A 23,913-nucleotide genomic window follows, 5' to 3' on the forward strand; every position below is an offset into this window, starting at 1 on the left:
GCGCTCCGATCGAACCGTGAGAGGGCCGCGCCGGAACGAACGCGGCCCTTTCTTCAAGGCCCCTACATCCGCATCCCGATCGCGGCGAACAGCGTCCGCGCCTGCCCGGGAACGACGCGCAGGGCATTGCCGGCGGACTGGTCGTAATTGCGGTTGGTCAGGTTTCGCAGCGTCATGCGGGCATAAGCGCTGTGTCCGGAGGCGACTTCAAAGGCGTAGCCGGCGTTGAGGTCGAACGTCGTGTAGCCGTCCAGGAAGAAGGGCACGCTCGTCGATCCGTTCGGGGCCTGGGACAGCCCGCCATAACGCCGGGCGACGCGATAGGCGCCGCCGCCGAGCGAAAGACCGTCCAGCGCGCCGCCGGGCCGGTAGGACAGCGCCAGGCTGCCGGTATGCCGCGCCACGTTCACGACATTGTCCTGGAATGTGCTCTGCGGGTCCCGGGCGTCCGTATAGGCATAGGACAGGATCACGCTCAGGCGGCGCGTGATCTCACCGGCGAGATCGAATTCCACCCCGCGCGAGGTGACCTTGTCGCGGGCTTCGGTGATCGTATTGCCGTCGCCGATATCCACCGTTTCCAGGACGTTGTTTTTCCGGATGTCGTAGACGGCCAGAGTGGTGGTGACCCCGGAAAACAGCTCGGCCTTCAGCCCCACTTCGTAGCTGCGGCTGCGCTCGGGCGGGAAGGGCCCGGAGGCCGGCTGGCTGCCCTCGGCGGGAACCGAGGGGTTCGGCGCGAAGGCGCGCGAATAGCTGGCGTAGACCGACATGTTCGGGCGAGGTTGAAAGACCAGTCCCAGCCGCGGCAGGAAAGTATCGGTCTTCGAACGGTCGCTGACGTTCGAGCCGCTTTGCGTGAAGTCCCGGAAGGTCTCGTAGCGGCCCCCCAGCACCAGTGTCCAGGCATCGTCCAGCATCACCAGGTCCTGAACGTAGAGACCGGCCGTCCTGTAGCGATCGACCGTTGCCGAATTGGGGGTGACAGTCAGCTCCGCAAGGTTCTGGTCCAGCAGGCCGTAGACCGGATCGTATATGTTGAAACCGCCCCGTCGCGGCGAATCCACCTGGAAGCCGCGCAGGCTTTCGTAAGTCTCGTAATCCGCGCCGAACAGCAGCTTGTGGCGCATGCCCAGCATCTGCACATCGCCGTGCAGGTTGAGCGAGAGATAGTCACGGTTGTCGTGAAGGTCGCGGTTGCCGTCGAGACTGCGGATGAGTTCGCCGGTCGCTTCGCCATCGTCGCCGACCACCAGGCTGCGCGGGCGCACCTGAAGGTCGGAACCCGAAGTGCGCTGGATGGCGTACTTCGCCTCCATTCGCCAGCCCGGCGCGAAAGCGTAGCCAAGCAGGACGTTCCCCGAATGAAGCCTCTGCTTCAGCGTGGTGAACGCTTCTCCGAAGTACCGCGTGGCGGGCGTGTCGAGCCGCTTGCCGTTGTAGTATACGCGGCCGCGGTCGAAGGGCTGGGTGCTGTCGGTATATTCGTAAGTGGCCAGAAGGCTGAAGCCATGGCCGCTCCACGAGAGGCTGGGGGCCACGAACGTGCGTTCGATGTCATGTCCGTGCGGGCGCCAGTAGTCGCTGTCCTCGCGCTCGCCGATCAGGCGGAATGCGAAGCCGCCGCCAAGCGGGCCGGTAACGTCGGCCATCTGCCGGCTCTGTCCGCGCGTGCTGGCATTGGCACTGATGTTGTAATGGAAACTGTCGAGCGGTTTCTTGGTCACCACGTTCACCAGGCCGCCGGGCTCGAAACGGCCGTAAAGCAGCGAAGCCGGGCCCTTGAGCACTTCCACCCGCTCGGTCGAGGCATTGAGCGCACGCACCTGCACGCTCAGGTAGCCGTCTCGCAGGACCGAGCCCTGGCCGCTCTCGAAGCCGCGGATCATGAAATTGTCGCCGGTGTTGCCGAACGAATTGGCCTCGGTGATGCCGCTGACGTTGCGCAGCACGTCGGTCAGCGTTTCGGCCGATTGCTCCAGGATCACGGCGTTGGAGATCGCCGTGATCGATTGCGGCGTCTTCAGCACGGGCACGTCGATCTTCATGCCGGTGCTTGCGGTGGAAATGCCGTAGATTCCTTCGGACCGTCCATTCACGACGATCGGGCCGTTTTCTTCGGCAGCCCATGCCGCAGTGGAAAGGACCGGCGCCGCCAGCGCCAGTGACTTCAGAATTGCTAACCTGGAAATGTCGCGCCCCTGTCAAAATGCTGCAGCGCAATAGGCTATTTTGCATATGCGAATCAATCGCATTATCAGCATTTTCGTTCGGAGACGGATCCCGCGGACGCGGATGCAGCGCGTCCGGCCGGTTCAGCCGGTCACAACGTGGCGGCGGCGCGGGCGGCTTGGCTGTAGTCTCCCGAGAGCATGCGCAGCGCTTCGGCCATCTGCGAGAGCTTTTCCTCGCTGAGGGAGGACTTCACGTCGCCGACCAGCACTTTCTCGCGGATTGCGCGATAGGCGTCGCAGAATGCGATGCCGGCAGAAGTCACTTCGATGACCTTTTCCTTGCCGACCTTGCGCGTCTCCACCAGTCCGGCGCGGGAGAGCTTGCGCACGGCGTAGTTCACCAGATGTGCGTCCTCGACATGAAGCACCAGCATGAGGTCCATGAACCGCTTCGGGCGGTCGCGGTGGCGGACGGAGTGGAGCACCAGCACTTCCAGCGGCGCGAGTTGCTGGCCGGCGGCGGCGGCGCAGCGCACGATCCATTTCTGGTAGGCATTGGCCGCCAGCGTCAGGCTGAATTCCAGCTCGGAAAGGGCGGGAGACGCGCCATCTGCCAGATGGGCGGAGGAAATGATCGGACCCGGTTCGATGGCGCTCATGCGGTTTTATGAAATCCCGGCGGAGCGCTTGTCAATGATGCCGGGCCTGCCTGCACCCAGCTTGACAGGCGGGGCCAAGACCCCTCATTGATAATTTATCGATAAAATATCGGAGTGTGCGATGTCGTCGGGTTGGCAGTTCTGGATAGACCGTGGCGGCACGTTCACCGACATCGTCGGCCGCAGGCCGGACGGCACTTTCGTTTCCACCAAGTTGCTCAGCGAAAACCCGCAGCGTTACCGCGACGCCGCCACTGCCGGCATTCGCAGCCTGCTGGGGCTGGAGGCGGACGAGCCTTTGCCCCACGGACTGGTGGCCGAGGTGAAGATGGGCACCACCGTCGCCACCAATGCCCTGCTGGAGCGGCAGGGCGCATCGCTGCTCCTGGTCCTCGACGAAGGGTTCGGCGACTTGCTGGAGATCGGCGACCAGAGCCGTCCCGACCTGTTCGCGCTGGATATCCGGCGACCTTCGCAGCTCTATACGGCTGTCGAGGAAGTGGGTGGGCGCTGCGACGTACATGGCCAGACGATCTCGGAACTGGACGAGGACGCGGCGGCGCGGATGTTCGCCCGCCACCGGGCCGAGGGGATATCGGCCTGCGCCATCGCCCTGGCGCATGGCTGGAAATACCCCGCGGCAGAGCAGCGGCTGGCGGAACTGGCCAGGGAGGCCGGCTTCACGCAAGTCTCCACCAGCCACGGCACCAGCGCGCTGCTGGGCCTGGTGCCGCGCGCGTCGACGGCCGTGGTCGATGCCTATCTCTCGCCCGTACTGAGCGACTACGTGGGCCGCGTGGTAGACCGGCTGGGCGATGTGCCGCTCTATTTCATGCAGTCCAACGGCGGCCTCACCGAGCATGACAAGTTCCACGGCAAGGACGCGATCCTGTCCGGCCCGGCAGGAGGCGTGATCGGCGCGGCCCGGACCGCGCAGGCGGCAGGCTTCGATCGCATCATCGGCTTCGACATGGGCGGCACGTCCACCGACGTGGCGCTTTATGCCGGGGCGCTGGAGCGGGTGGTCGACGCCGAAGTGGCAGGTGCCAAAGTCCGCGTGCCGATGATCGCGATCAATACGGTGGCGGCGGGCGGCGGATCGATCCTGCACTTCGACGGCGCGCGCTACCGCGTCGGGCCGGACAGTGCCGGGGCCGATCCGGGGCCGGCCTGCTATCGCCGCGGCGGCCCGCTGACGGTAACCGACGCCAATGTCATGCTGGGCCGGATCGCGCCCGCGTTCTTCCCGGCGATCTTCGGGCCGGAAGGAACCCTGCCGCTGGACCGCGAGGTGGTGGAACAGGGCTTTGCCGCGCTCGCACAGGAGGTCGCGGCGGCGACGGGGCGGTCTTCCGACCCACGCGAAGTGGCAGAGAGCTTCGTGCGCGTGGCCGTGGCCGCCATGGCGCGCGCCATCAAGGAAGTCTCCACCGAGCGCGGGCACGACCTTGCCGATTTCACCTTGCAGTGCTTCGGCGGCGCTGGCGGCCAGCATGCCTCCATGGTCGCGCAGGAACTGGGCATCTCCACCGTCTTCATCCATCCCTTCGCGGGCGTCCTGTCGGCCTATGGCATGGGCCTGGCCGACCGCAGCGAAGTGCGCCGCGTGGCCGTGGAGCGTCCGCTCGATGGCGCTGCGGCCGCCGCGGCAAGCGCGGATGCGCGGCAGATCGCGGCGGACCTGGCCCGCTCGATCGTGCAGTCCGGCGACGAAGCGCTGCTGCGGACCGAGGCCCGCGTGCACTTGCGCTACGAAGGCACGGATACCGGCATTGCCGTTGCGCTGGACGATGACGCCGCCATGACCCTGGCCTTCGATGCGGCGCATGTCGCGCGTTTCGGGTTCTCCACGCCGGGTCGCGGGCTGGTGATCGACAGTATCGAGGTGGAAGTGATCCTGCCGGGCGAACCGGCGGCGATGCCGCGACTGGCGCGGCGGCCGGACGGCGCGCTGCCGCCGGTGCTCACGCGCATGCCGCTCTGGGCGAACGGCGCGGAGGCCCTGGCCGACGTTCATGACCGCGCGGCTTTGCTGGCGGGGGACCGCATCGTCGGCCCGGCGCTCGTTCGCGAGCCGCTGGCCACCACGGTGGTCGAACCCGGCTGGACGGCAACGACCGACGACTGGGGCAACCTCGTCCTGCGGCAGGGAGGCGCATCGGCAGACCGCAAGCGCCGCGACGATGGCGGCGTGGCCGATCCGATGATGCTCGAACTGTTCAACAACATGTTCATGGCGGTTGCCGAGCAGATGGGCGCGGTGCTGCGGCACACCTCCACCAGCGTCAATATCAAGGAGCGGCTCGATTTCTCCTGCGCGCTCTTCGACGCGGGCGGCCAGCTGATCGCCAATGCCCCGCATGTGCCGGTCCATCTCGGCGCGATGGGCGAGAGCGTGCGTGCGGTGCTGGCCGCGCGGGGCGACAGCCTCCAGCCCGGGGACATGGTCGCGCTCAACGATCCCTACCGCGGCGGCACTCACTTGCCCGATGTCACCCTGGTGGCGCCGGTCTTCGACGAGGCGGGCGAGCACATCCGCTTCTTCGTGGCCAACCGCGGCCATCATGCCGACATCGGCGGCATCGCGCCGGGCTCCACGCCAGCGGATTCGACCAGCCTGGAGGAGGAAGGCGTCGTCATCGACGATTTCCTCCTGCTCGAAGGCGGTGCATTCCGCGAGGCGGCCCTGCGCGAACTGCTGTCCTCTGCCCGCTATCCGGCGCGCAATCCCGACATGAACGTCGCCGATCTCAAGGCCCAGGTGGCGGCCAACGAGACCGGCATCCGCGAGATCCTGGGCCTGATGCGCCGCTATGGCTGGCCGACGGTCTCGACATATGTCGGCCACATGATGGCCAATGCCGAAGAGAGCCTGCGCCGGGTGATCGACCGCATCGGCGACGGTGCATTCGATTACCGCATGGACGACGGCGCCCGCCTGCGGGTGAGCGTGACGGTGGACCGCGCGCGCCGCAGCGCCACGATCGACTTTACCGGCACCGATGCACAGCGGCCGGGCAACTTCAACGCCCCGCCTGCCGTCACGCGCGCTTCCGTGCTCTATGCTTTCCGCTGCCTCGTAGATGCCGACCTGCCGCTCAACGAAGGGTGCCTCGTGCCGCTCGACATCGTCGTGCCGGAGGGAACCTTCCTCTCGCCCCATCCCGGCGCGGCGGTGGTGGCCGGCAATACCGAGGTGAGCCAGGCGGTCTGCAATGCCCTGCTCGGCGCGCTCGGCGCCACGGCCAGCGCGCAGGCGACGATGAACAACTTCCTGTTCGGCAACGAGCGGGTGCAGTACTACGAGACGATATGCGGAGGCGCCGGGGCCAGTCCGCGCGCGCACGGGGCTTCTGCCGTTCACACCCACATGACCAACACGCGCATCACCGATCCCGAAGTGCTGGAAATGCGCTACCCGGTGCGGCTCGAAACGTTCGCGATCCGCAAGGGATCGGGCGGAGAGGGGCGGCATCGCGGCGGTGACGGCGTGGTGCGCAGGATCATGGCGCTGGAGCCGCTGACCGCCACCATCGTTTCGTCGCGGCGCAGCGAAGGGCCGTTCGGTCTCGACGGCGGCGCGGCGGGGCAGCCGGGCCGGCAATGGGTGGAGCGCCGGGACGGATCGCGGAGCGATCTGGCCGGCACGGCGGAAACGCCGCTGGCACCCGGCGACGCCATCGTCATAGAAACGCCGGGCGGCGGCGGCTTCGGGGCGCCGGCCGATTCCGACGCCGCGGTCTGAACCGCTTCGAGGGGAAAGCATGACATGCTGGTTCTGTTAGCCGTCGTCGTCCTGGTCGCCGGGCTCGTCGTCCGGGTCAATCCGCTGGCCGTGGTGCTGGCTTCGGCCGCTACGGCGGGGCTGGCGGCGGGCCTGCCGTTCCTCGACCTGCTCGCCCGGTTCGGCGCCGCCTTCAATGCCAACAAGTTCGTCACGGCGGTCTTCCTGGTGATCCCCACCATCGGGCTGCTGGAACGCCACGGGCTGCAGGAGCGCGCGAAACAGCTCATGCGCGGTTTGCGCGGCATCACGCTGGGCCGCCTGCTGCTGGCTTACCTGCTCGCCCGCCAGCTGACTTCCGCCGTGGGCCTGACGCAACTTGGCGGACAAGTGACGATGGTGCGCCCCATGCTGGCGCCGATGGCGGAAGCGGCGGCCGAGAAGGACGGATCCGGGCACGACAGCGACCGCGCGAAAGCGCTCGCGGCGGCGACGGACAATATCGGCCTGTTCTTCGGGGAGGACATCTTCCTCGCGATCGGCTCCATCCTGCTGATGAAAGGCGTGATGGAAGGCTATGGCATGAAGGCCGAGCCCTTCGCGCTTTCGATGTGGGCCGTGCCGACGGCGATCGCGGCCTTGCTGATCCATGGCACGCGGGTGATGCTGCTGGATCGCCGGAAGCGCCCAGGTGCGGATGCTGCTGCAGATTCATCGACGGATTCAGCAGCGTGATCGGCCTCGAACTCGTCTATGCGCTGGCGGGCGCCATGTTCCTTGGCTTCGCGCTGGTCACGGCGTGGCACCGCCGGGACCGCAAGGGCCGCGCCACGGCGCTCCTCTGGGGGCTGATCGCGCTGAGCTTCCTGCTGGGCGACTATATCGGCGACATGGCCAACGGTCTGCTCGCCATCGTCATCGTCGTCGTCGCGGCTTCGGGACGTACCGGAGCCGCGCCGCCCGAGAGTGACGGCACCGCGAGCGCAACCGCGCTGGAAGCCTCTGCCCGGCGCTACGGCAACCGCCTGTTCCTGCCCGCTCTGGCCATCCCGGCCATAGCGCTGGGAGGAACGGTGCTGTTCAAGTCGGTGCCCGGGATCGTCAAGGCTTCCGACGCCACCCTGGTCTCGCTGGCGCTGGGGGCGGTGGTCTCGACCGTGATCTGCATGGTCTGGTTCCGGACGAAGGCGCAGGCGCCGCTGCGCGAAGGCGTGCGGCTGGCCGACGGCCTGGGCTGGGCGATCCTGATGCCTCAGCTCCTCGCCAGCCTTGGCATCATCTACGCCGCGGCGGGAATGGGTTCGGCGGTGGGGCACCTGCTGGACTACGTCGACACCGGCGGCAGCCTGCTGGCGCAAGTGGCGCTCTATTGCACGGGCATGGCGCTGCTCACCGTGCTGATGGGCAATGCCCTGGCCGCGTTTCCGGTGATGTTCGCGGCGATGGGCGCGCCTCTGCTGGTCAACGTGCAGCACGGCGACCCGGCAGCCGTGGCCGCAATCGGCATGCTGGCCGGGTTCTGCGGCACGCTGCTCACGCCCATGGCGGCGAATTTCAACCTGGTGCCGGCGGCCCTTCTGAACTTGCGCGACACTTACGGCGTCATTCGCGCGCAGGCGCCCACCGCGCTGGCCATGCTGGTGGCCAATATATTCCTTCTCTACTTCCTGGGGTTCTCGCGATGACCACGATCCTGACGGCGGAACACGCCTCGCGCTTTGCGCAGCTCACCCTTGGCCACCTCGGCCGCGAATATCCCAACAAGCTCGACCATGTGCTAGCCGGGCCGGAGGACGCGCAGACGCCTTCCGCGATGCATCCCGTGTTCTACGGCAGTTTCGACTGGCACAGCTGCGTCCATGGCTGGTGGCAGGTGATGCGGCTGCTGCGCCAGTTCCCCCAGATCCCGGAAGCGCCGGCCATTCGCGCGCATGCGGATGCGATGCTGGTGCCCGGGAAGATCGCCGGCGAGATCGCCTATCTGGCCCGCCCCCTGTCGCAGGGCTTCGAACGGCCTTACGGTTGGGGATGGCTGCTGGCGCTCCATCACGAACTCTCGCTGCATGAGGATGGCGCCTGGGCGGAGGCCCTGGCGCCGCTGGCGGATATCTTCGCGCAGCGTTTCGCGGGCTACCTGCCGAAGCTCACTTACCCGATCCGCCACGGCATCCACAGCAATTCGGCCTTCGCGCTTGTCCTGGCCCACGAATGGGCGGCATCGCGGCGCGCCGACCTGGCCGGTCTGATCGAGAGCCGGCTGCAGGACTGGTTCGCCGAGGACCGGGCGGCCCAGGCCTGGGAGCCGTCGGGCGACGAGTTCCTCTCGCCGACACTGACCGAGGCCCTGGCCATGAGCCGCGTCCTGCCCCCGGCCGCCTTCGCGCTCTGGTTCGATGCTTTCCTCCCGGACATTGCCGAGGGGCAGCCCCGGACTCTCACGGTTCCGGCTTTCGTCTCGGACCGCACTGACGGCAAGATCGCGCATCTCGACGGGTTGAACCTCAGCCGGGCCTGGTGCTGGCGCCAGATTGCGGCGCGGCTGCCGGAAGGCCATTTCGTCCGCCGCGAAGGCGCCGCGATCGCCGAACGACACCTGGAGGCCGCACTGCCTCATGTCGCGGGCGACTATATGGGCGAGCACTGGCTGGCGACGTTTGCCCTGCTGGCAATCGGCAGTCCGGGGCTCTAGCGCCGGGCGATCGGCAAGCGGGCCCGCGCCGGCTCTGGTGCGCGGGCTCGACGGCCCCTGCCGGGACCGCTAGTCTGCCGGGCGATGCTGCATGTCGTCCACCATCCCGCATATGTGGTCCCGACAAGGGCGGCCGGGACATTTCTTCACGACAAGTATGCGCTGGTGATGCACGCGCTTCGCGCCAGCCATGCGCCCATGACCGAGCACGTGCCGGAAGAGATGCCGCGCCGCTGGCTCGAAGCCGTCCATGACCCGGACTATGTCGAGGAAGTTCTCAGCTGCACCGTTCCGGCCGCGAAGGTGCGCAGGATCGGGTTTGCGGTGGACGCGGGCATTTCCCGGAGATCGCAGCTTTCCGTCGGCGGCACCTGGCTCGCGGCGAAGCTCGCCTTGCGGCACGGCTATGCGGCCAACAGCGCGGGCGGCAGTCATCACGCGCTGGCGGATACCGGGGCGGGCTACTGCGTGTTCAACGATCTGGCCGTGGCCGCGAACCGGCTGATCGAGGAGGGCGATGCCGCCCGTATCCTGATCCTGGACCTCGACGTTCACCAGGGAGACGGCACCGCGGCGCTGACTGCCGGTCGCGGCGACATATTCACCTTGTCCCTCCATGCGGAGAAGAACTTCCCCACCCGTAAGGCGCGCTCCTCCCTGGATATCGCGCTGCCCGACGGGATGGGCGATGCCGCCTACATGGATACCCTCGGCCGCACGCTGCCGGGTGTGCTCGATGAATTCATGCCGGACCTGATCCTCATGCAGGCCGGTGTCGACGCCCATGGCGACGACCGACTGGGCCGACTGGCGCTGTCCGATGACGGCCTGCTCGCGCGGGACCGGATGGTCGCGCGCGAAGCGCGGCGGCGGGGCCTCCCCCTGGCGAGCACTCTGGGCGGCGGCTACGGCGCGGACCGCGCCGCCGTGGCGGGCAGGCACGCCCGCACCGTTCTCGCCCTGGGCGCGGGCCTGCACAATGCGGCAGGCGAGGCGGCCGGTCATGGTGCCTGAGATATCGCGGCTTCGGGAACAGGCCGATTTTTCGAAGCGGGGCCTGCGGGAGGTTGCACGGGCGATCCCGCCATGCAACCAAGCGTCTCTGTCACTTTTGAAGGACTTGCATGATGCCGACGATGCAGGACAAGCGCCACGATTTTCTCTGGCTGGTCCAGCTCTGGATGCAGCGGGAAAGAGACGTCGCCGGCTGGACCGCGGCTTGCGGTGACGCGGTGGCGGCGAGCTACCGCATCCCCGCCGACATGACGGCGCGGGACGCCGCTCACGATTTCATGGCCTTCAACAGCGAAGCCTTTCGCGGCGAGGCGGAGAACAAGTGTCCCGACTGGATGAACGCGCTCCAGGATCCGCATTACGAATGATCCCCTCCCACCGGACGGACTGCGGCGCACCGGCCATTCGGAAACGGGGCGGGCGTGTCATCGAAAATGGTATCGCGGCCTGACGATGCGGCCGCATTTTCCCGAAAGACGCTGGATGAAGTATTCTTTGGCCGCCCTGCCGCTCGCCTCGCTCCTTGCCGCGTCTGCCGCTTTTGCCGCACCTGCGGCCAGCGCGCCGGACGTGCCTGCAGGCGATGCCGAAAACCCCGCGCTGTTCCAGCCCGAAGCGGTGCAGTCCACGGGCGCGGTTTCGATCGCGGGTTCGCGCCTGGCCTACCACGCCGTGGCGGGCACGCTGGTGGTTCATGCCAAGGGATGGGAAGACACCGACGCCCTCGATGCCCGTTCGTCCGAAGACGAGGACGACAAGAAGGGCGGCAAGGCCGAGGCCTCGATGTTCTACACCGCCTATTTCAAGGACGGCGTGCGAACGCCCGGACGCCCGATCACCTTCCTTTTCAACGGCGGTCCCGGATCGTCGAGCGTCTGGCTCCACATGGGCGCCTTCGGTCCGGTGCGGGTGGAAACCGCCGACAGCGCCCATACCGGGCCGGCGCCGTACAATACCGTCAATAACGACGCGAGCCTGCTCGACGCCAGCGACCTCGTGTTCATCGATGCACCCGGCACCGGCTTCAGCCGCATCGCGGGGAAGGACAAGGCCAAGGCCTTTTACGGCGTGGACCAGGACATCGACGTCTTTTCGCAATTCGTGGAGCAATTCCTCTCGAAATACGGTCGCTGGAATTCGCCGAAGTACCTGTTCGGCGAAAGCTACGGCACGATGCGGGCGGCCGGCATGACCCTGGCGCTGCAGGCGCGTTCGATCGACCTGAACGGCGTGATCCTGCTGTCGGACATCCTGAACTGGGATCTGATGCCCGACGATCCGCAGTCCAATCCCTCAGTCGATCTGCCCTATATCGTCGCCTTGCCGACTTACGCGGCGACGGCATGGTATCATCGCAAGCTGGCTGACCGGCCGGACGATCTCAAGGCGTTTCTGGCGCAAGTGGAGGCCTTCGCCACCGGGGAATATGCCCAGGCGCTGATGAAGGGCAATGCGCTGACCGACGCCGAGCGGCGGCAAATCGCGGACCGACTGGCGGCCTATACGGGCCTATCGGCCGACTATCTCCTGAAGACCAATCTCAGGATCGAATATGGCGCTTTCCAGAAGGAACTGCTGTCGGACCAGGGACTGACAACCGGCACTCTGGACACGCGCTTCGCCGGGGTGACGCTCGATCCGCTCAGCAAGGTGGCGGACTACGACCCGCAGAGCGCGGCGCTGGAGGGCGCCTACGTTGCCGCTTTCAACCAATATGCGCGCGGCACCCTGCATTACGCGGCGGGCGAGGGCGGCGATAAGCAGTTCAAGCCCGGCATCGGCATCTATGGCAGCTGGGACTATCGGCACAAGCCGCCCGCCGCCGGGAAGCCGTTGATCGCGCTGCCCAATGTGCTGCCGGACCTGGCCATCGCGATGAAGCAGAATCCGACGATGAAGGTCATGGTCAACGGCGGCTATTACGACGTTTCGACGCCCTATTTCGAAGGCGTGTTCGAGATGCGGCACTTGCCGGTGCCACCCGCCCTGCAGGCGAATGTCGAGTATCAGTATTACGAGTCTGGCCACATGGTCTACGCGCACCTGCCGTCACTTCACGCCCTTCACGACAACGTGGCCGCCTTCATCCGCAAGACGTCGGGCGGCAGCGGAACGGGTCGCTGACGGTACTGTCGCAAGCGCCGAATACCGTATGGAAAATAGAAGAGGTCCTGGCCTCTAAGCGCCCGACATTCCCGCATCGCGCGAGGCATTGCCGATGAGGGCGAGCATCTTGAGCCGCGCGTCTTCGGGGTCCCCGCGCAGGATGGCGTCGAACACGGCATCGTGATCGGGCATGGGATCGCGCGATTCCTTGCGTTCGTCGCGGGCGAAGCGAGTGGTCCAGGCGACCACGGCGGTCACCGAAGTGGCCAGATTGATGAGCGCCTCGTTGCGGGTGGCCATCAGGATCAGGTTGTGAAAGCTCTGGTCCGCCGCACGGCCTTCCGAGGTCTGTAGCCCGAAACGGCGCATTTCCTCCAGGGCGTGACCCATGCGCGAGATGTCCTGTCCGTCGCGGCGCATCGCCGCGAACTGGGCTGCGGCGGGTTCGACCACGGTGCGCAGTTCGAAGATGTCCCGCAGGAATTCCGGCGTCGGCCCGGCCTCGAACATCCAGGCCAGAACATCGAGGTCGAGGATATTCCAGCGCAGACGCTCGTTGATGCGGGTGCCGCTCTTGGTGCGGCTATAGACCAGGCCCTTGGCGGAAAGAACACGCACGGCTTCCCGGTAGGCGGTGCGCGAAACGCCCTGTTCCGCGCTGTAGCGCTCTTCCCCCGGAAGCATTTCGCCGGGCTGGTAGCGGCCTCCGACGATCGCGATCGCCAGGTCGTGTGCGATCCGATCATGGATCGCCCGTGTCGGCTGCGTCGCGTGCCGCGACAGGGGATGGTCGTCTTCAACGCTCATCCACCCCTCGTCTGCGGTCCTCGCGCTGACGTCAAGCCCGGAGCGACGTTGTCGCGCACATCTAGTATGAGAAAAAAATACCAAATTTGGCTTTGAAGCAGCGATATGCCGGAATCAGGCTTGTCATGCCGGGAATGATCGGCAATCTAGTATGAGAAATAAAAGACAGACTCGGAGGGGATATCATGAAAACTGGATTTGGTCTGGGCAGCGCATCCGCGATCGCCATCCTTTTCACGCTATCAGGCACCGCCCACGCCGCTCAGGACGCGGCGCGGAACTCCGCACAGGTTTCCGGGCCAGACTCTGCGCAGGATGCCGCTCAGGCCGTGGCAGCCGGGCGCGGGGGCGAAGCGCCGGACCCGGGCGTTTCCAGCCAGGACATCATCGTCACCGGCATGCGGGCCAGCCTCTCTTCCGCGCAGAACATCAAGCGCAACGCCCAGCAACTGGTGGACTCGGTCGTGGCCGAGGACATCGGCAAGCTGCCGGACAACAATGTCGTGGAAGCGCTCCAGCGTGTGCCCGGCGTCCAGGTCGCTCCGCGCGCCCGCGGGGAATCCGCCACCGTGCTGATCCGCGGGCTGCCCGACGTGGTGACGCTCATCAATGGGCGCAACATCTTCACCACCACCGGCCGCTCGCTCTCGCTTGCAGACGTTCCGGCGGATCTGGTGGCCGGCGTCGACGTCTACAAGTCCCGTTCCGCGGAGCAGCTCGAAGGCGGCATCGCCGGTCTTATCGACGTGCGGACCAGGCGGCCGTTCGACTTCAAGGGTTTCCAGCTCGCGCTGGCCGGCCGTGAGGTTTACAGCGAACAGGCCGACAAGATCGACCCCTATGCCAGCGCATTGCTGACCGATCGCTGGTCCACCGGCATCGGCGAGATCGGCGCGCTGGTGAGCGTTTCATTCCACCAGACCCGCTACCGCGACGAGACCATCTTCGGCGGCGGCTACTTCGGCTACAATCTGGACAACAGCCGCGCGCCTTACACGCCCGGCGTACCGCTCGACCCGCGCGGAACCGGCGCCGCCGACCCCCGGGTGTTCCGCACCGATGTCATCGGTGCCTTCGACCGGATCGGCACGCGCAAGCGGCCCGCCGTGAACGCCGCGCTGCAATGGGCGCCGGACGACCGGCTGAGCGTCCATGCCGACGGCCTGTTCTACGGCTACCGCGAAAAGGGCAACGGCAACCAGAACTTCACCTCGATGAACGGCACGCTGCTCTCGCCGCTCCAGTTCGTGGACGACACCAAGCTGGTGCAGTCGCTGAGCATCGCCGGCGGGCGCGTGGCGCAGTTCGGGCAGGCCTACCAGAACACCGCGGACCGCTACCAGGGCGCGCTCGGGGCGGATTGGAAGAGCGGCGACTGGGAGGCATCGAGCGAGTTTTCCTATACGCGCTCCAAGGCCACCGACATCGCCAACAACCTCGATGTCGATTTCATCGCGGCGCGCACGGATGCGGTGTTCAACAATGGTTCGGGAACGCCGACTTTCGTGCTCCCCGCCGACGACATCGCCGATCCGTCACGCTATTATCTTTCGCGCCTCTCGACGACGCGCACCGTGGGTGACGGCAAGGAGCTGGCGTGGCGTGCGGACGTCTCCTACCGCTCGCCATTCCTGATCTTTTCCGGGATCGACGCCGGCGCCCGCATCAGCAAACGGGATGCGAGGTCGGACTCCTTCGTGCAGACCGTCAACTGCTCCGCCACCGGCGCGGTCAAATGCTACTCCATCAAGGCGGACGATCTGCCCGGCCTGATGACGCTGACTCCCGGCGGGTTCTACAAGGGCACGCGGCCTTATGCGCGGCAATGGGCGACGCCTTCCACCAGCTACCTGCTCGATCGGATCGGCGACTTGCGCCAGACCTTCGGCTTGGCCGCCGCCGATCCGGCTTTCCAGGATACGCAGCACTTCGACATCACCGAGAAGAACTATGCGGGCTATCTGCAGGCCAATATCGAGGCGGGGCGGCTGGATGGGCAGATCGGCTTGCGGGTTATCCGCACCGACATCACGTCGAACGCCTTCCTGGTCCTGCGCGGGGCGACCTCGCCCGTCACGATCCGCAATGAGAGCACCGACGTCCTGCCCAGCCTGGCGCTGCGCTACAAGCTGAAGGACAATCTGTTCCTGCGCTTCGCCGCCAGCAAGACGATCACCCGGCCCAGCTTCGCCCAGCTCAACCCGGCAGTGACGCTGACGCCGCCCGTCCCGGGACAGCAGCCTTTCGGACGCGGCAGCAGCGGCAATGCCGACCTGAAGCCGATCCGCTCGGACAATTACGACTTGTCGCTGGAATGGTACATTGATCGGTCCAGCTCGATCACCGCCACCCTGTTCCGCCGCGACGTGACGGGCTTCATCCAGTCCGTCACCAGCAATTTCGATATCGACTACCTCGGGGCCGACAACGGCGTCTACCAGATTACCCGGCCGGAAAACTCGGGCTCGGGCAAGATCCAGGGGATCGAGGGCGGTGTGACCCTGTTCCCCAAGGGGCTGCCCACCTGGCTCGACGGCATCGGCGTGAGCGCGAACGGCACCTATATCGACGGCAAGAACAAGGCGCTCTCTCCCCTGCCGGGCGTCACCGGATACATGGACATCCCGTTCCAGAACGTCTCCAAGTATTCCGCCAGCGCGACGCTGATCTATGAGAAGGGCGGTTTCTCGGGCCGCGCATCCTACGTCTGGCGCGACAAGTACAACGCCGGACTGCACTTCACCGGCATCAATCCGAATTTCATCACCAATGGACAGATCAGCAACCTTGACCTGTCATTCTCCTATGAGATCAATCCGGACTTCACGGTCGTGCTGGACGCGACCAATGTGTTGAAGAACCTTTACAAGACCTCTTTCAACGACCCGGCGCTCTTCCCGCGCGATACGGTCCTTTACACCCGCACCATCGCGCTCGGTTTCCGGGCCAAGATGTGAGGACTTTGGCAATGCTCCCATTCAAGAGGATGACCCGATGACGATATCCAGGGCGATCGCTGCAATGGCCGCGTTCATGACGCTTCCCCTGCCGGTCCATGCGCAGACGGCGGCCGGCAAGGCCGGGACGGCGCTGGCCGATACCGCTAGGGACGTGACCGTCACCGTCGATACCGCCCGGGCCGAGGGCAAGCTGCCCCCCGTGTGGCGGTTCTTCGGTGCCGACGAGCCGAACTACGCGACGATGAAGGACGGCCGCAAGCTGCTGGTCGAACTGGGCAAACTGAAGTCCGGCCAGGTCTACTTCCGCGCTCATAACCTCCTGAGTTCGGGCGATGGCACGCCGGCCTTCAAGTGGGGCAGCACCAATGCCTACAGCGAAGGCCAGGACGGCAAGCCGGTCTACGACTGGACGGTGGTGGACGGGATCATCGACGCCTATCTGGCGCGCGGCGTGCGGCCCTATCTCCAGATCGGCTTCATGCCGGAGGCCCTGTCCAGCGCGCCCAAGGGCACGCCTTACCAGCATAGCTGGCGCCCAGGCTTCGACTACAAACTGATCGCCACCGGCTGGACCTATCCGCCGAAGGATTACGAGAAGTGGGCGGAACTGGTGCGCCAGTGGACGCTCCACAATATCGAGCGCTACGGCAAGGCGGAGGTGGAAAGCTGGTACTTCGAAGTCTGGAACGAACCCAATTCCAACTTCTACTGGTCGGCAAGCCCCGAGGAATTCTACAAGCTGCACGACTACGCCATTGCAGCGATCCGCAAGGCCCTGCCGAGCGCGCGCGTGGGTGGGCCGGATGTGGCGGGGCCCGGCGGCACGTTCATGGACGGTTTCCTCAAGCACGTATCCTCGGGAAAGAACTATGCGACCGGCCAGACCGGCACGCCCACCGATTTTCTCTCGTTCCATGCCAAGGGCAAGCCCTCCTTCGTGGACGGGCATGTCCGCATGGGCATAGCCACGCATCTGCGCGAGACCGATGGCGGTTTCACCAAAGTGCTGTCGATCCCTGCGCTGGCGGGCAAGCCGGTGGTGATCGGAGAAAGCGATCCGGAGGGCTGCGCGGCCTGCCCCGGCCCGCAGAACGACTATCGCAACGGCACGATGTATTCCAGCTACACGGCGGCCAGCTTCGCGCGGATCTGGGAACTGGCGCAGAAGCGCAAGGTCAACCTGGAAGGCGTGCTGTCCTGGTCCTTCGAGTTCGAAGACCAGCCCTGGTTCGCCGGCTATCGCCAGCTTTCCACGAATGGCGTCGACCTGCCGGTGCTCAACGTATTCCGCATGTTCGCCCAGCTTGGCGAGACGAAGCTGGCGACGGTCAACGCCGCGCAGATCCCGCTCGAAGCCGTGATGGCGCAAGGCGTGCAAGGCAATGCCGACATCGGCTCCATCGCCACGCGAACCGCCGAGGGCAAAGTGGCGCTGCTGCTCTGGCACTATCACGACGATGACGTCGCCGGGCCCGACGCCCAGGTGACCGTCAACCTCAAGGGCCTCAAGGTCCCGCCCGCCGGGGCGAGCCTGTGGCGGGTGGACCGCGACCACGCCAATGCCTTCGCGGCCTGGCAGAAGATGGGATCGCCCCAGTCTCCCGACCAGAACCAATATGCCCAGCTGGAAGCCGCGTCGCGCATGCAGGCGGAGCGGATCGCCGTGAGCGCAAGCGGCAAGGATGCCCGTGTCTCGCTGCGCCTGCCGCGTCAGGGTGTCGCCCTGGTCATGCTCGACGCTCAGTGAGGATGGCGGACGTGGAAGCCGTGGCCGGGACAGGGGCAAGGCCTGAGACAGGATCAGGTCCGATACGGGGACGCTGGGCGATTGCGGCCATGATCGCCGTCGCCATCGCCATCAGCTATCTCGACCGCCAGACCCTGCCCTGGGCGATCAAGTATATCGAAGCCGATATCCCGATCGGCAACCAGACCAAGGCCTTCCTCGATTCCGCCTTCCTGACCACCTATGGCCTCATGTATCTGGGTGGTGGCTGGCTGCTCGACCGCGTGGGAACGCGTGCCGGCTTTCTGGCGATCATGGTGTTCTGGTCCCTGGCCTGCGCCAGCCACGGGTTTGCGGGCGGGATCGTGGCGCTGGTCGTCAGCCGCCTGCTGCTGGGCATGGGGGAGGGCGGGGGCTTCCCCGCCGCCACCCGCGCCATCGCCGAATGGTTCGCGCCCCGCCACCGCGCGGCGGCCATGGGACTGGTCAATGCCGGCACGGCGGTCGGCGCGGTCATCGCACCGCCGCTGATCGCAGGCGTGCTGGCCTATGGCCATTGGTTCGGCCTGGCGAGCTGGCGCTGGGTGTTCTTTCTTACCGGCGGCCTCGGCCTGGCCTGGGCGGTCTGGTGGTTCCTGACCTATCGCACGCCGCCCGAGAGCGCGGACGCGGAAGTGACGAGCGGCCCCGCGCCGACGCTGGCCGGGCTGGTCGCCCGCCGCGAGGTGCGCGGCGTCGTCTGCGCCAAGTTCCTCAGCGACGGCGCGTGGTACTTCTACTTGTTCTGGCTGCCCAAGTACCTGTTCGAGGCGCATGGCTTCGACCTCAAGCAGGCCGCCACCATCGGTTGGATTCCCTATGCCGCCTCGGGCGTGGGCAGCCTCTGCGGCGGCTGGCTGTCGAGCCGCCTGCTTTCGACGGGTCATTCGGTCAACGCCGCCCGCAAGATCGCGCTCGCCGCCAGCGCCGCCTGCATGCCCTGGGTCATGTTTGTGCCGGCGACCGCTTCGGTCGCCGCCGTGATCGCGATCTTCAGCCTCGCCTTCTTCGGCCAGCAAAGTTGGTCCACCCTGGTCATGACCCTGCCGACCGACCTGGTTCCGCGCCGCGCGCTGGGGCGGCTGGCCGGGCTGGTCGGCCTGGGCGGCGCTTTCGGCGGCATCGTCATGGGGCAGGCGGCAGGCTTGGCGCTCGACATGGGGCTGGGCTACCCGCCCGTGCTGACCGTGGCCGCCATGCTCCACCTGATCGCCTTCGCGCTGATCTGCCTCACCATTCCCCGCATCTCGCAACTTGATTTTTCAGGAAAGGTCCTGCCTTGAAGATCACCGAAGTCCGCACCCGCGTCGTCCAGTGGCAGGGCGATACCGTGCCGCTGCCACCGCATTTCTGCACCAATCCCATGGACCTCGTGTCCCCCATGCTGTCGCCCGAGACCATGGGCACCTTCACGTTCCATGGCTGGCTGATCGTGGAGATATTCACCGATCAGGGGCTTGTCGGGATCGGCAATGCCGCGCTGGCGCCGCTCGTCACCAAGCAGATGATCGACCAGTACCTCGCGCCCCTGCTGATCGGGCAGGATCCGTGGGACAGCGAGTTTCTCTGGCAGCACATGTACCGCAAGACGATGGCCTTCGGGCGCAAGGGCGTGGCGCTGGTGGCCATTTCCGCGCTCGATATCGCGATCTGGGATCTCATGGGCAAGTCTGCGAAACAGCCGGTATTCCGATTGCTGGGCGGGCGCACCAAGGCGAAGATCCCGGTCTACGCCAGCCGTCTCTATTCGGTCCCGCTGGACGAACTCGCCCAAGAAGCCGCCCGCTACAAGGCGCAAGGCTACAAGGCGATGAAGCTGCGCTTCGGCTGGGGGCCCATCGACGGCGCAGAGGGCATGGCCCACAACGTCGAACTGCTCCGCACCGTGCGCGAGACCGTGGGGGACGAGATCGACATCATGGCCGATGCCTACATGGGCTGGAGCCTCGACTATGCGAAGCGCATGATGCGGCTGATAGAGCCGTTCAACTTGCGCTGGCTGGAAGAGGCGATCATCCCCGACGACATCAACGGCTATCACGAGCTGCGCCGCTTCGGCACTACCCCCATCGCGGCGGGCGAGCACGAATTCACCAGCTTCGGCTTCCGCCAGATGATCGAGGCCAGGGCGCTCGACTACTTCCAGTTCGACACCAACCGGGTGGGCGGCATCACCGCCGCGCGCAAGATCCAGGCGCTGGCGGAAGCCTATTCCATCCCGGTCGTCCCCCATGCCGGGCAGATGCACAATTACCATGTGGTGATGGCCAGCCTCAATTCTCCGATTGCGGAGTACTTCCCGATGGTGGACGTAGAAGTCGGCAACGAGCTCTTCTGGTACATCTTCAAGGGTGAGCCGCAGGCGGTGGACGGGTACATCGACCTGGACGACAATCTTCCGGGGCTCGGCCTCGAAATCGACGAGGATGCCCTCTCGCGCTTCAAGGTGATCGGATGACGAGGATGAAAGTGGCCGTGCTCGGCCTGGGTATCATGGGCTCCGGCATGGCGCGGCAATTGCTGGCAGCGGGCTTCGAGGTCGCCGTGTGGAACCGCAGCGCGGACAAGGCGCAGCCGCTGGCGGATGAGGGCGCGCGGATTGCGGCCTCACCGGCGGATGCCGGAAACGGGGCTGCGATCGTCATCGCCATGCTGGCCGACGATGCGGTGTCCCGCGCGGTCTGGACCGGCGAAGACGGCGCTCTGGCGGCCATGCACGAAGGGGCGATCGCCCTGGATTCCAGCACGCTCACTGGCGGTTGGGTGACCGAACTGGCGGCGCTGGCCGAGGCGCGCGGCGTGCGGTTCCTGGAAGCACCGGTGACCGGCAGCCGCGATCAGGCGGCGCAAGGCGCGCTGCGCTTTCTCGTCGGCGGGGCAGCGGACGTCCTCGAAGCCGCGCGTCCCGTGCTGGACGCGATGGGAAGCGCGACGGTCCATCTCGGCCCGGTCGGCAGCGGTGCCACGGTGAAGCTCGCCAACAACTTCCTCTGCGGCGTCCAGGCGGCCAGCCTGGCCGAAGCCCTGGCGCTGTTCGAAAAGCGCGGACTCAACGTGGAGCAGGCCGTCTCGGTCCTCACCGAAGGCGCCCCGGGCAGTCCGCTGCTCAAGGCCGTCTCGCGTCGCATGCTCGACCGGGCCTACGATCCGCACTTCTTCGTGCCGCTGATGGCCAAGGACCTGAGCTACGCCGGTCAGGCCCTTGCCGAGGCCGGAATTCCGTCCGCCATTGCGGAGGCGGCGCGGGGGCGGTTCCTCGATGCGGCGGCGGCCGGACATGGGGAACAGGACATCGCCTCGATCATCGAACCGCTGCGGTAATCCCGCGGGCCCTTGCGGGGGGGGCGGCGATTGCGGTGCCGGAAGCATGACGGCGTCCAATCCCGGTTGCAGCATCCTGTTCGGCGAGGTAGAACATGACGAGAACTTTCAACGGGAATCGTCATGCTCAACACCGAGGAAAAACGCGCCCGCTTTCGCGCATTGCACCAGGATGGCTTCTTCATTCTCCCCAATGCCTGGGATGCCGGCAGCGCGAAACGGCTTGAAGCCCAGGGTTTCCAGGCCATCGCCTCCACCAGTGCCGGTGCGGCCTGGGCGCTGGGCAAGGATGACGGCCAGCTGAGCTGCGACGAAGCGGTCGCGCATCTCGAAATGCTGGTCGCGGCAACCGGCCTGCCGGTGAATGCGGATTTCGAGAACGGGTTCGCGGACGCACCTGATGTGGTCGCCGCCAATGCCGTGCGCGCGGCGGCCACCGGCATTGCCGCCCTGTCGATCGAGGATTGGTCGGGTAGCGCGATCTACGACCGAAGCCTTGGGGCCGAACGTATCGCGGCCGTGCGCGAAGCGCTCGATCCCGATGTCCTGCTGGTGGGGCGAAGCGAATTCTTCCGCGCGCCGGAAACGCCGGCCGCCGAATGGATCGCGCGTGCGGTCGCCTATAGCGAAGCCGGCGCGGATGTCCTGTTCGTGCCTTTCATGCTCGATCATGGCGCCGTTGCCGAACTGATCGCCGCCGTCGCGCCCAAGCCGGTCAACGTGCTGGTCGCCAGTTTCGACACCATCCCGGATTACGCGCGACTGGGCGCCCGCCGCTGCAGCGTGGGCGCGGCGCTTGCCGGTACGGTCTGGAAGGCATTCGATGAGGCTGCGGCCGCGTTGAAGGGCTTCGAAGCCTGATCCGCGCCTCGCGGCGATCTGCCGCGAGGGCGCGATTCTTTCTGCCGGCCGGTGAGAGCATTTCCGGTTCGACCGGCTGCAGAACCGTGCAATGCCATTCGCGCCAGACCGACGCAGCGTCTATTCTCGGTCCATGTAGCAAAACTTACATTATAGTCGCTTAGTCGCGGGCCGTCCTCTTCTCGCTGCCGAGCCATTCGCCGTGACCGCGCCTCAAGTTCGCCCGATTGATCGTTGGTTCGTCGACGAAGTCCTGCCGCATGAGCGGGCCTATCTCGCTTATGCGCGCCGCACCGTTCGCAACGACGAGGAGGCGGGCGATATCGTGCAGGACGTCTACGCCAAGCTGTTCACGCTCGATGGGTGGAGCGCCATTGCCAATCCGCCGGGCTATGTGATGCGCATGATCCACAACCAGGCGATCGAGCGTATCCGCCAGGCCCGGGTCGTGACCATGCAGCCGCTGCCCGAACTGTCGCTGCACGAAGTTGCGGACGATACGCCCGACAGTTTCCGCACCGTCGCCGCGCGGATGCAGATGGCGCATGTCCAGAAAGCTATCGCAACCCTGCCGGAGCGTTGCCGGATCGCGCTGGTGCGCCGCCGCTTTGCAGAGGAAACCCCGCGAGAGATCGCCAGCGATCTCGGCATCAGCGTGTCCACTTTCGAGAAACGCCTGGCGCGCGCGGTCGAACTTCTGACCCACGCCTTGACCCCGCAGGACCGCACTTGCGAGGCGCCATCGGAAGACGTGCGGGAGAAGATGCTTCTCTGATTTGCGCCAGCTTGATAGACGAGGGTCTCAGGACCGACACTTAGCCGATCGCAACCCACTGCAGACGCCGCGATACATGACGAATTCGAAAGATCCTCTGGGTCAGGATGCCCTTCTTGCGGAAGCCTCGCGCTGGTTCGCGGCGCTGGACGCGGGAACCGCGCGTCCGGATGAGTTCGAGGCGTGGCGCACCGGCAATCCTGCCCACGCCGTGGCCTATGCGCGGATCGTCGCGAAATGGGAGGGCATCGCCGGGGCTCCGGTCGCCCCGGCCGTGCCTTTGCGCGTCAGTCGGCGGCAGTGGCTCAAGGTTGCCGCCGTGGGCGTGCCGATGGCCGTGCTCGGCTCCGGCTTCCTGGCCGAGCGCGCTTATGCCTGGGATTCGGCGAAGACCGGGATTGGCGAGACGAAGCGCGTGGCCTTGCCCGACGGCAGTGTCGCCTACCTCAATACTGACAGTGCACTGTCCTGGCGGTTCGGCCGCCACGAGCGGACACTCCGGCTGGACCGCGGCGAGATGGCGCTGGACTTGCGGCACGGCGGCGCGGCGACCTTGCGCGCCAACGACGCTTCGCTGCCGCTGGCGCCGGGCCTGTTCGACGTCAGGATCGAGGACGGCCATGCGGAACTGACGCTGGTGGACGGCGCGGCGCTGCATCTGCCGCAGACCGCGAGCGGCCTGACCTTGCGCCGCAACGATTCGGTCATCCTGGTCGAGGACGGCTCGCCGCGCCTGGAAACGCGCAGCACGGAGCAGGTGGCCTCGCTGATGGCATGGCGGATGGGCGAGATCGTTTTCCTCGACGAATCCGTGGCGGAGGCGGCGAGCGAGTTCAACCGGCATCTCACGCGCAAGATCACGGTGGGCGATTCCGAACTGGCGCGTGAAAAGATCGGCGGTCGCTTCGATCTCGACCGGCCGGACCAGTTCCTCCAGGCCGTGTCCCTGAGCCTGAACGCACGTGTCGTGACCAATGCGGCGGGTTACGAACTGATCCGCTGAATTTTTTTGCTTCGACTTGGAGGCAAACCTTTTCAATCCCGTCATCCCCGCGAAT

General features: G+C 66.3%; 18 protein-coding genes. 15 read left to right on the plus strand and 3 right to left on the minus strand.

From position 1 onward, the window contains the following. Positions 1–62: 62 nt before the first annotated feature. Positions 63–2,048 (minus strand): TonB-dependent siderophore receptor, encoded by a 1,986-nt coding sequence (locus EDF57_RS11650; RefSeq protein ID WP_134094375.1) that lies wholly within the window; start codon positions 2,046–2,048, stop codon positions 63–65. A 275-nt stretch (positions 2,049–2,323) separates the two neighbouring features. Further along, the gene (locus tag EDF57_RS11655; RefSeq protein ID WP_134094376.1) at positions 2,324–2,833 is read right to left on the minus strand and encodes a winged helix DNA-binding protein; all 510 of its coding nucleotides are present in this window, start codon (positions 2,831–2,833) and stop codon (positions 2,324–2,326) included. A gap of 121 nt (positions 2,834–2,954) precedes the next feature. Here EDF57_RS11655 and EDF57_RS11660 point away from each other — a divergent pair, with 121 nt between their 5' ends. The 7 genes from EDF57_RS11660 (at position 2,955) to EDF57_RS11690 (ending at position 12,384) form a co-directional block, all read left to right on the plus strand. After that, complete coding sequence (locus EDF57_RS11660; protein WP_134094377.1) at positions 2,955–6,578, plus strand: hydantoinase B/oxoprolinase family protein; 3,624 nt, start codon at positions 2,955–2,957, stop codon at positions 6,576–6,578. Between the two features lie 24 nt (positions 6,579–6,602). Continuing rightward, on the plus strand, positions 6,603–7,292 hold the full coding sequence (locus EDF57_RS11665; protein ID WP_134094378.1) for a DUF969 family protein: 690 nt from the start codon (positions 6,603–6,605) through the stop codon (positions 7,290–7,292). Further along, on the plus strand, positions 7,289–8,242 hold the full coding sequence (locus EDF57_RS11670) for a DUF979 domain-containing protein (protein ID WP_132266788.1): 954 nt from the start codon (positions 7,289–7,291) through the stop codon (positions 8,240–8,242). The genes EDF57_RS11665 and EDF57_RS11670 overlap by 4 nt, the downstream gene beginning before the upstream one ends. Beyond that, positions 8,239–9,246, plus strand: a complete 1,008-nt coding sequence (locus tag EDF57_RS11675; protein ID WP_134094379.1) for a DUF2891 domain-containing protein — start codon at positions 8,239–8,241, stop codon at positions 9,244–9,246. The genes EDF57_RS11670 and EDF57_RS11675 overlap by 4 nt, the downstream gene beginning before the upstream one ends. Before the next feature lie 84 nt (positions 9,247–9,330). Next, a complete protein-coding gene (locus EDF57_RS11680) occupies positions 9,331–10,260 on the plus strand; it encodes a histone deacetylase (protein WP_134094380.1) in 930 nt (309 codons plus the stop codon). A gap of 113 nt (positions 10,261–10,373) precedes the next feature. Continuing rightward, on the plus strand, positions 10,374–10,628 hold the full coding sequence (locus EDF57_RS11685; RefSeq protein ID WP_134094381.1) for a hypothetical protein: 255 nt from the start codon (positions 10,374–10,376) through the stop codon (positions 10,626–10,628). Positions 10,629–10,743: 115 nt separating this feature from the next. Then, a complete protein-coding gene (locus EDF57_RS11690; protein WP_134094382.1) occupies positions 10,744–12,384 on the plus strand; it encodes a peptidase S10 in 1,641 nt (546 codons plus the stop codon). Between the two features lie 54 nt (positions 12,385–12,438). Here EDF57_RS11690 and EDF57_RS11695 read toward each other — a convergent pair whose 3' ends face one another. Beyond that, positions 12,439–13,173 (minus strand): FadR/GntR family transcriptional regulator, encoded by a 735-nt coding sequence (locus EDF57_RS11695; RefSeq protein WP_132266778.1) that lies wholly within the window; start codon positions 13,171–13,173, stop codon positions 12,439–12,441. 185 nt (positions 13,174–13,358) lie between these two features. Between EDF57_RS11695 and EDF57_RS11700 the strand changes: the two genes are divergently transcribed. The 8 genes from EDF57_RS11700 to EDF57_RS11735 all read left to right on the plus strand — a co-directional run bounded on the left by EDF57_RS11700 (position 13,359) and on the right by EDF57_RS11735 (position 23,858). After that, positions 13,359–16,130: a TonB-dependent receptor gene (locus EDF57_RS11700; RefSeq protein ID WP_134094383.1), complete on the plus strand. Its 2,772-nt coding sequence runs from the start codon at positions 13,359–13,361 to the stop codon at positions 16,128–16,130. 37 nt (positions 16,131–16,167) lie between these two features. Next, a complete protein-coding gene (locus tag EDF57_RS11705; RefSeq protein WP_134094384.1) occupies positions 16,168–17,880 on the plus strand; it encodes a beta-xylosidase in 1,713 nt (570 codons plus the stop codon). 89 nt (positions 17,881–17,969) lie between these two features. Then, positions 17,970–19,181 carry an MFS transporter gene (locus EDF57_RS11710; protein WP_134094385.1) on the plus strand — a complete coding sequence of 404 codons (1,212 nt, stop codon included), beginning with the start codon at positions 17,970–17,972 and terminating at the stop codon, positions 19,179–19,181. Beyond that, positions 19,178–20,356: an L-rhamnonate dehydratase gene (locus EDF57_RS11715; protein WP_134094386.1), complete on the plus strand. Its 1,179-nt coding sequence runs from the start codon at positions 19,178–19,180 to the stop codon at positions 20,354–20,356. Before EDF57_RS11710 ends, EDF57_RS11715 begins: the two co-directional genes overlap by 4 nt. Further along, complete coding sequence (locus EDF57_RS11720) at positions 20,353–21,219, plus strand: NAD(P)-dependent oxidoreductase (RefSeq protein WP_134094387.1); 867 nt, start codon at positions 20,353–20,355, stop codon at positions 21,217–21,219. The genes EDF57_RS11715 and EDF57_RS11720 overlap by 4 nt, the downstream gene beginning before the upstream one ends. A gap of 123 nt (positions 21,220–21,342) precedes the next feature. After that, a complete protein-coding gene (locus EDF57_RS11725) occupies positions 21,343–22,080 on the plus strand; it encodes an isocitrate lyase/phosphoenolpyruvate mutase family protein (RefSeq protein WP_134094388.1) in 738 nt (245 codons plus the stop codon). 202 nt (positions 22,081–22,282) lie between these two features. Then, positions 22,283–22,855, plus strand: coding sequence for a sigma-70 family RNA polymerase sigma factor (locus EDF57_RS11730; RefSeq protein WP_132266766.1), 573 nt, complete (start codon positions 22,283–22,285; stop codon positions 22,853–22,855). Positions 22,856–22,931: 76 nt separating this feature from the next. Next, complete coding sequence (locus tag EDF57_RS11735; protein ID WP_134094389.1) at positions 22,932–23,858, plus strand: FecR domain-containing protein; 927 nt, start codon at positions 22,932–22,934, stop codon at positions 23,856–23,858. The last annotated feature ends 55 nt before the right edge of the window (positions 23,859–23,913 follow it).

This window comes from Novosphingobium sp. PhB55, from assembly GCF_004368805.1.
Lineage (GTDB): Bacteria > Pseudomonadota > Alphaproteobacteria > Sphingomonadales > Sphingomonadaceae > Novosphingobium.

Bases quoted from the DNA above. Each gene is read 5' to 3' on its own strand.
- EDF57_RS11650 (WP_134094375.1), bottom strand. From the start codon at position 2,048: ATGAAGATCGACGTGCCCGTGCTGAAGACGCCGCAATCGATCACGGCG.
- EDF57_RS11655 (WP_134094376.1), bottom strand. From the start codon at position 2,833: ATGAGCGCCATCGAACCGGGTCCGATCATTTCCTCCGCCCATCTGGCA.
- EDF57_RS11660 (WP_134094377.1), top strand. From the start codon at position 2,955: ATGTCGTCGGGTTGGCAGTTCTGGATAGACCGTGGCGGCACGTTCACC.
- EDF57_RS11665 (WP_134094378.1), top strand. From the start codon at position 6,603: ATGCTGGTTCTGTTAGCCGTCGTCGTCCTGGTCGCCGGGCTCGTCGTC.
- EDF57_RS11675 (WP_134094379.1), top strand. From the start codon at position 8,239: ATGACCACGATCCTGACGGCGGAACACGCCTCGCGCTTTGCGCAGCTC.
- EDF57_RS11680 (WP_134094380.1), top strand. From the start codon at position 9,331: ATGCTGCATGTCGTCCACCATCCCGCATATGTGGTCCCGACAAGGGCG.
- EDF57_RS11685 (WP_134094381.1), top strand. From the start codon at position 10,374: ATGCCGACGATGCAGGACAAGCGCCACGATTTTCTCTGGCTGGTCCAG.
- EDF57_RS11690 (WP_134094382.1), top strand. From the start codon at position 10,744: ATGAAGTATTCTTTGGCCGCCCTGCCGCTCGCCTCGCTCCTTGCCGCG.
- EDF57_RS11695 (WP_132266778.1), bottom strand. From the start codon at position 13,173: ATGAGCGTTGAAGACGACCATCCCCTGTCGCGGCACGCGACGCAGCCG.
- EDF57_RS11700 (WP_134094383.1), top strand. From the start codon at position 13,359: ATGAAAACTGGATTTGGTCTGGGCAGCGCATCCGCGATCGCCATCCTT.
- EDF57_RS11705 (WP_134094384.1), top strand. From the start codon at position 16,168: ATGACGATATCCAGGGCGATCGCTGCAATGGCCGCGTTCATGACGCTT.
- EDF57_RS11710 (WP_134094385.1), top strand. From the start codon at position 17,970: ATGATCGCCGTCGCCATCGCCATCAGCTATCTCGACCGCCAGACCCTG.
- EDF57_RS11720 (WP_134094387.1), top strand. From the start codon at position 20,353: ATGACGAGGATGAAAGTGGCCGTGCTCGGCCTGGGTATCATGGGCTCC.
- EDF57_RS11725 (WP_134094388.1), top strand. From the start codon at position 21,343: ATGCTCAACACCGAGGAAAAACGCGCCCGCTTTCGCGCATTGCACCAG.
- EDF57_RS11735 (WP_134094389.1), top strand. From the start codon at position 22,932: ATGACGAATTCGAAAGATCCTCTGGGTCAGGATGCCCTTCTTGCGGAA.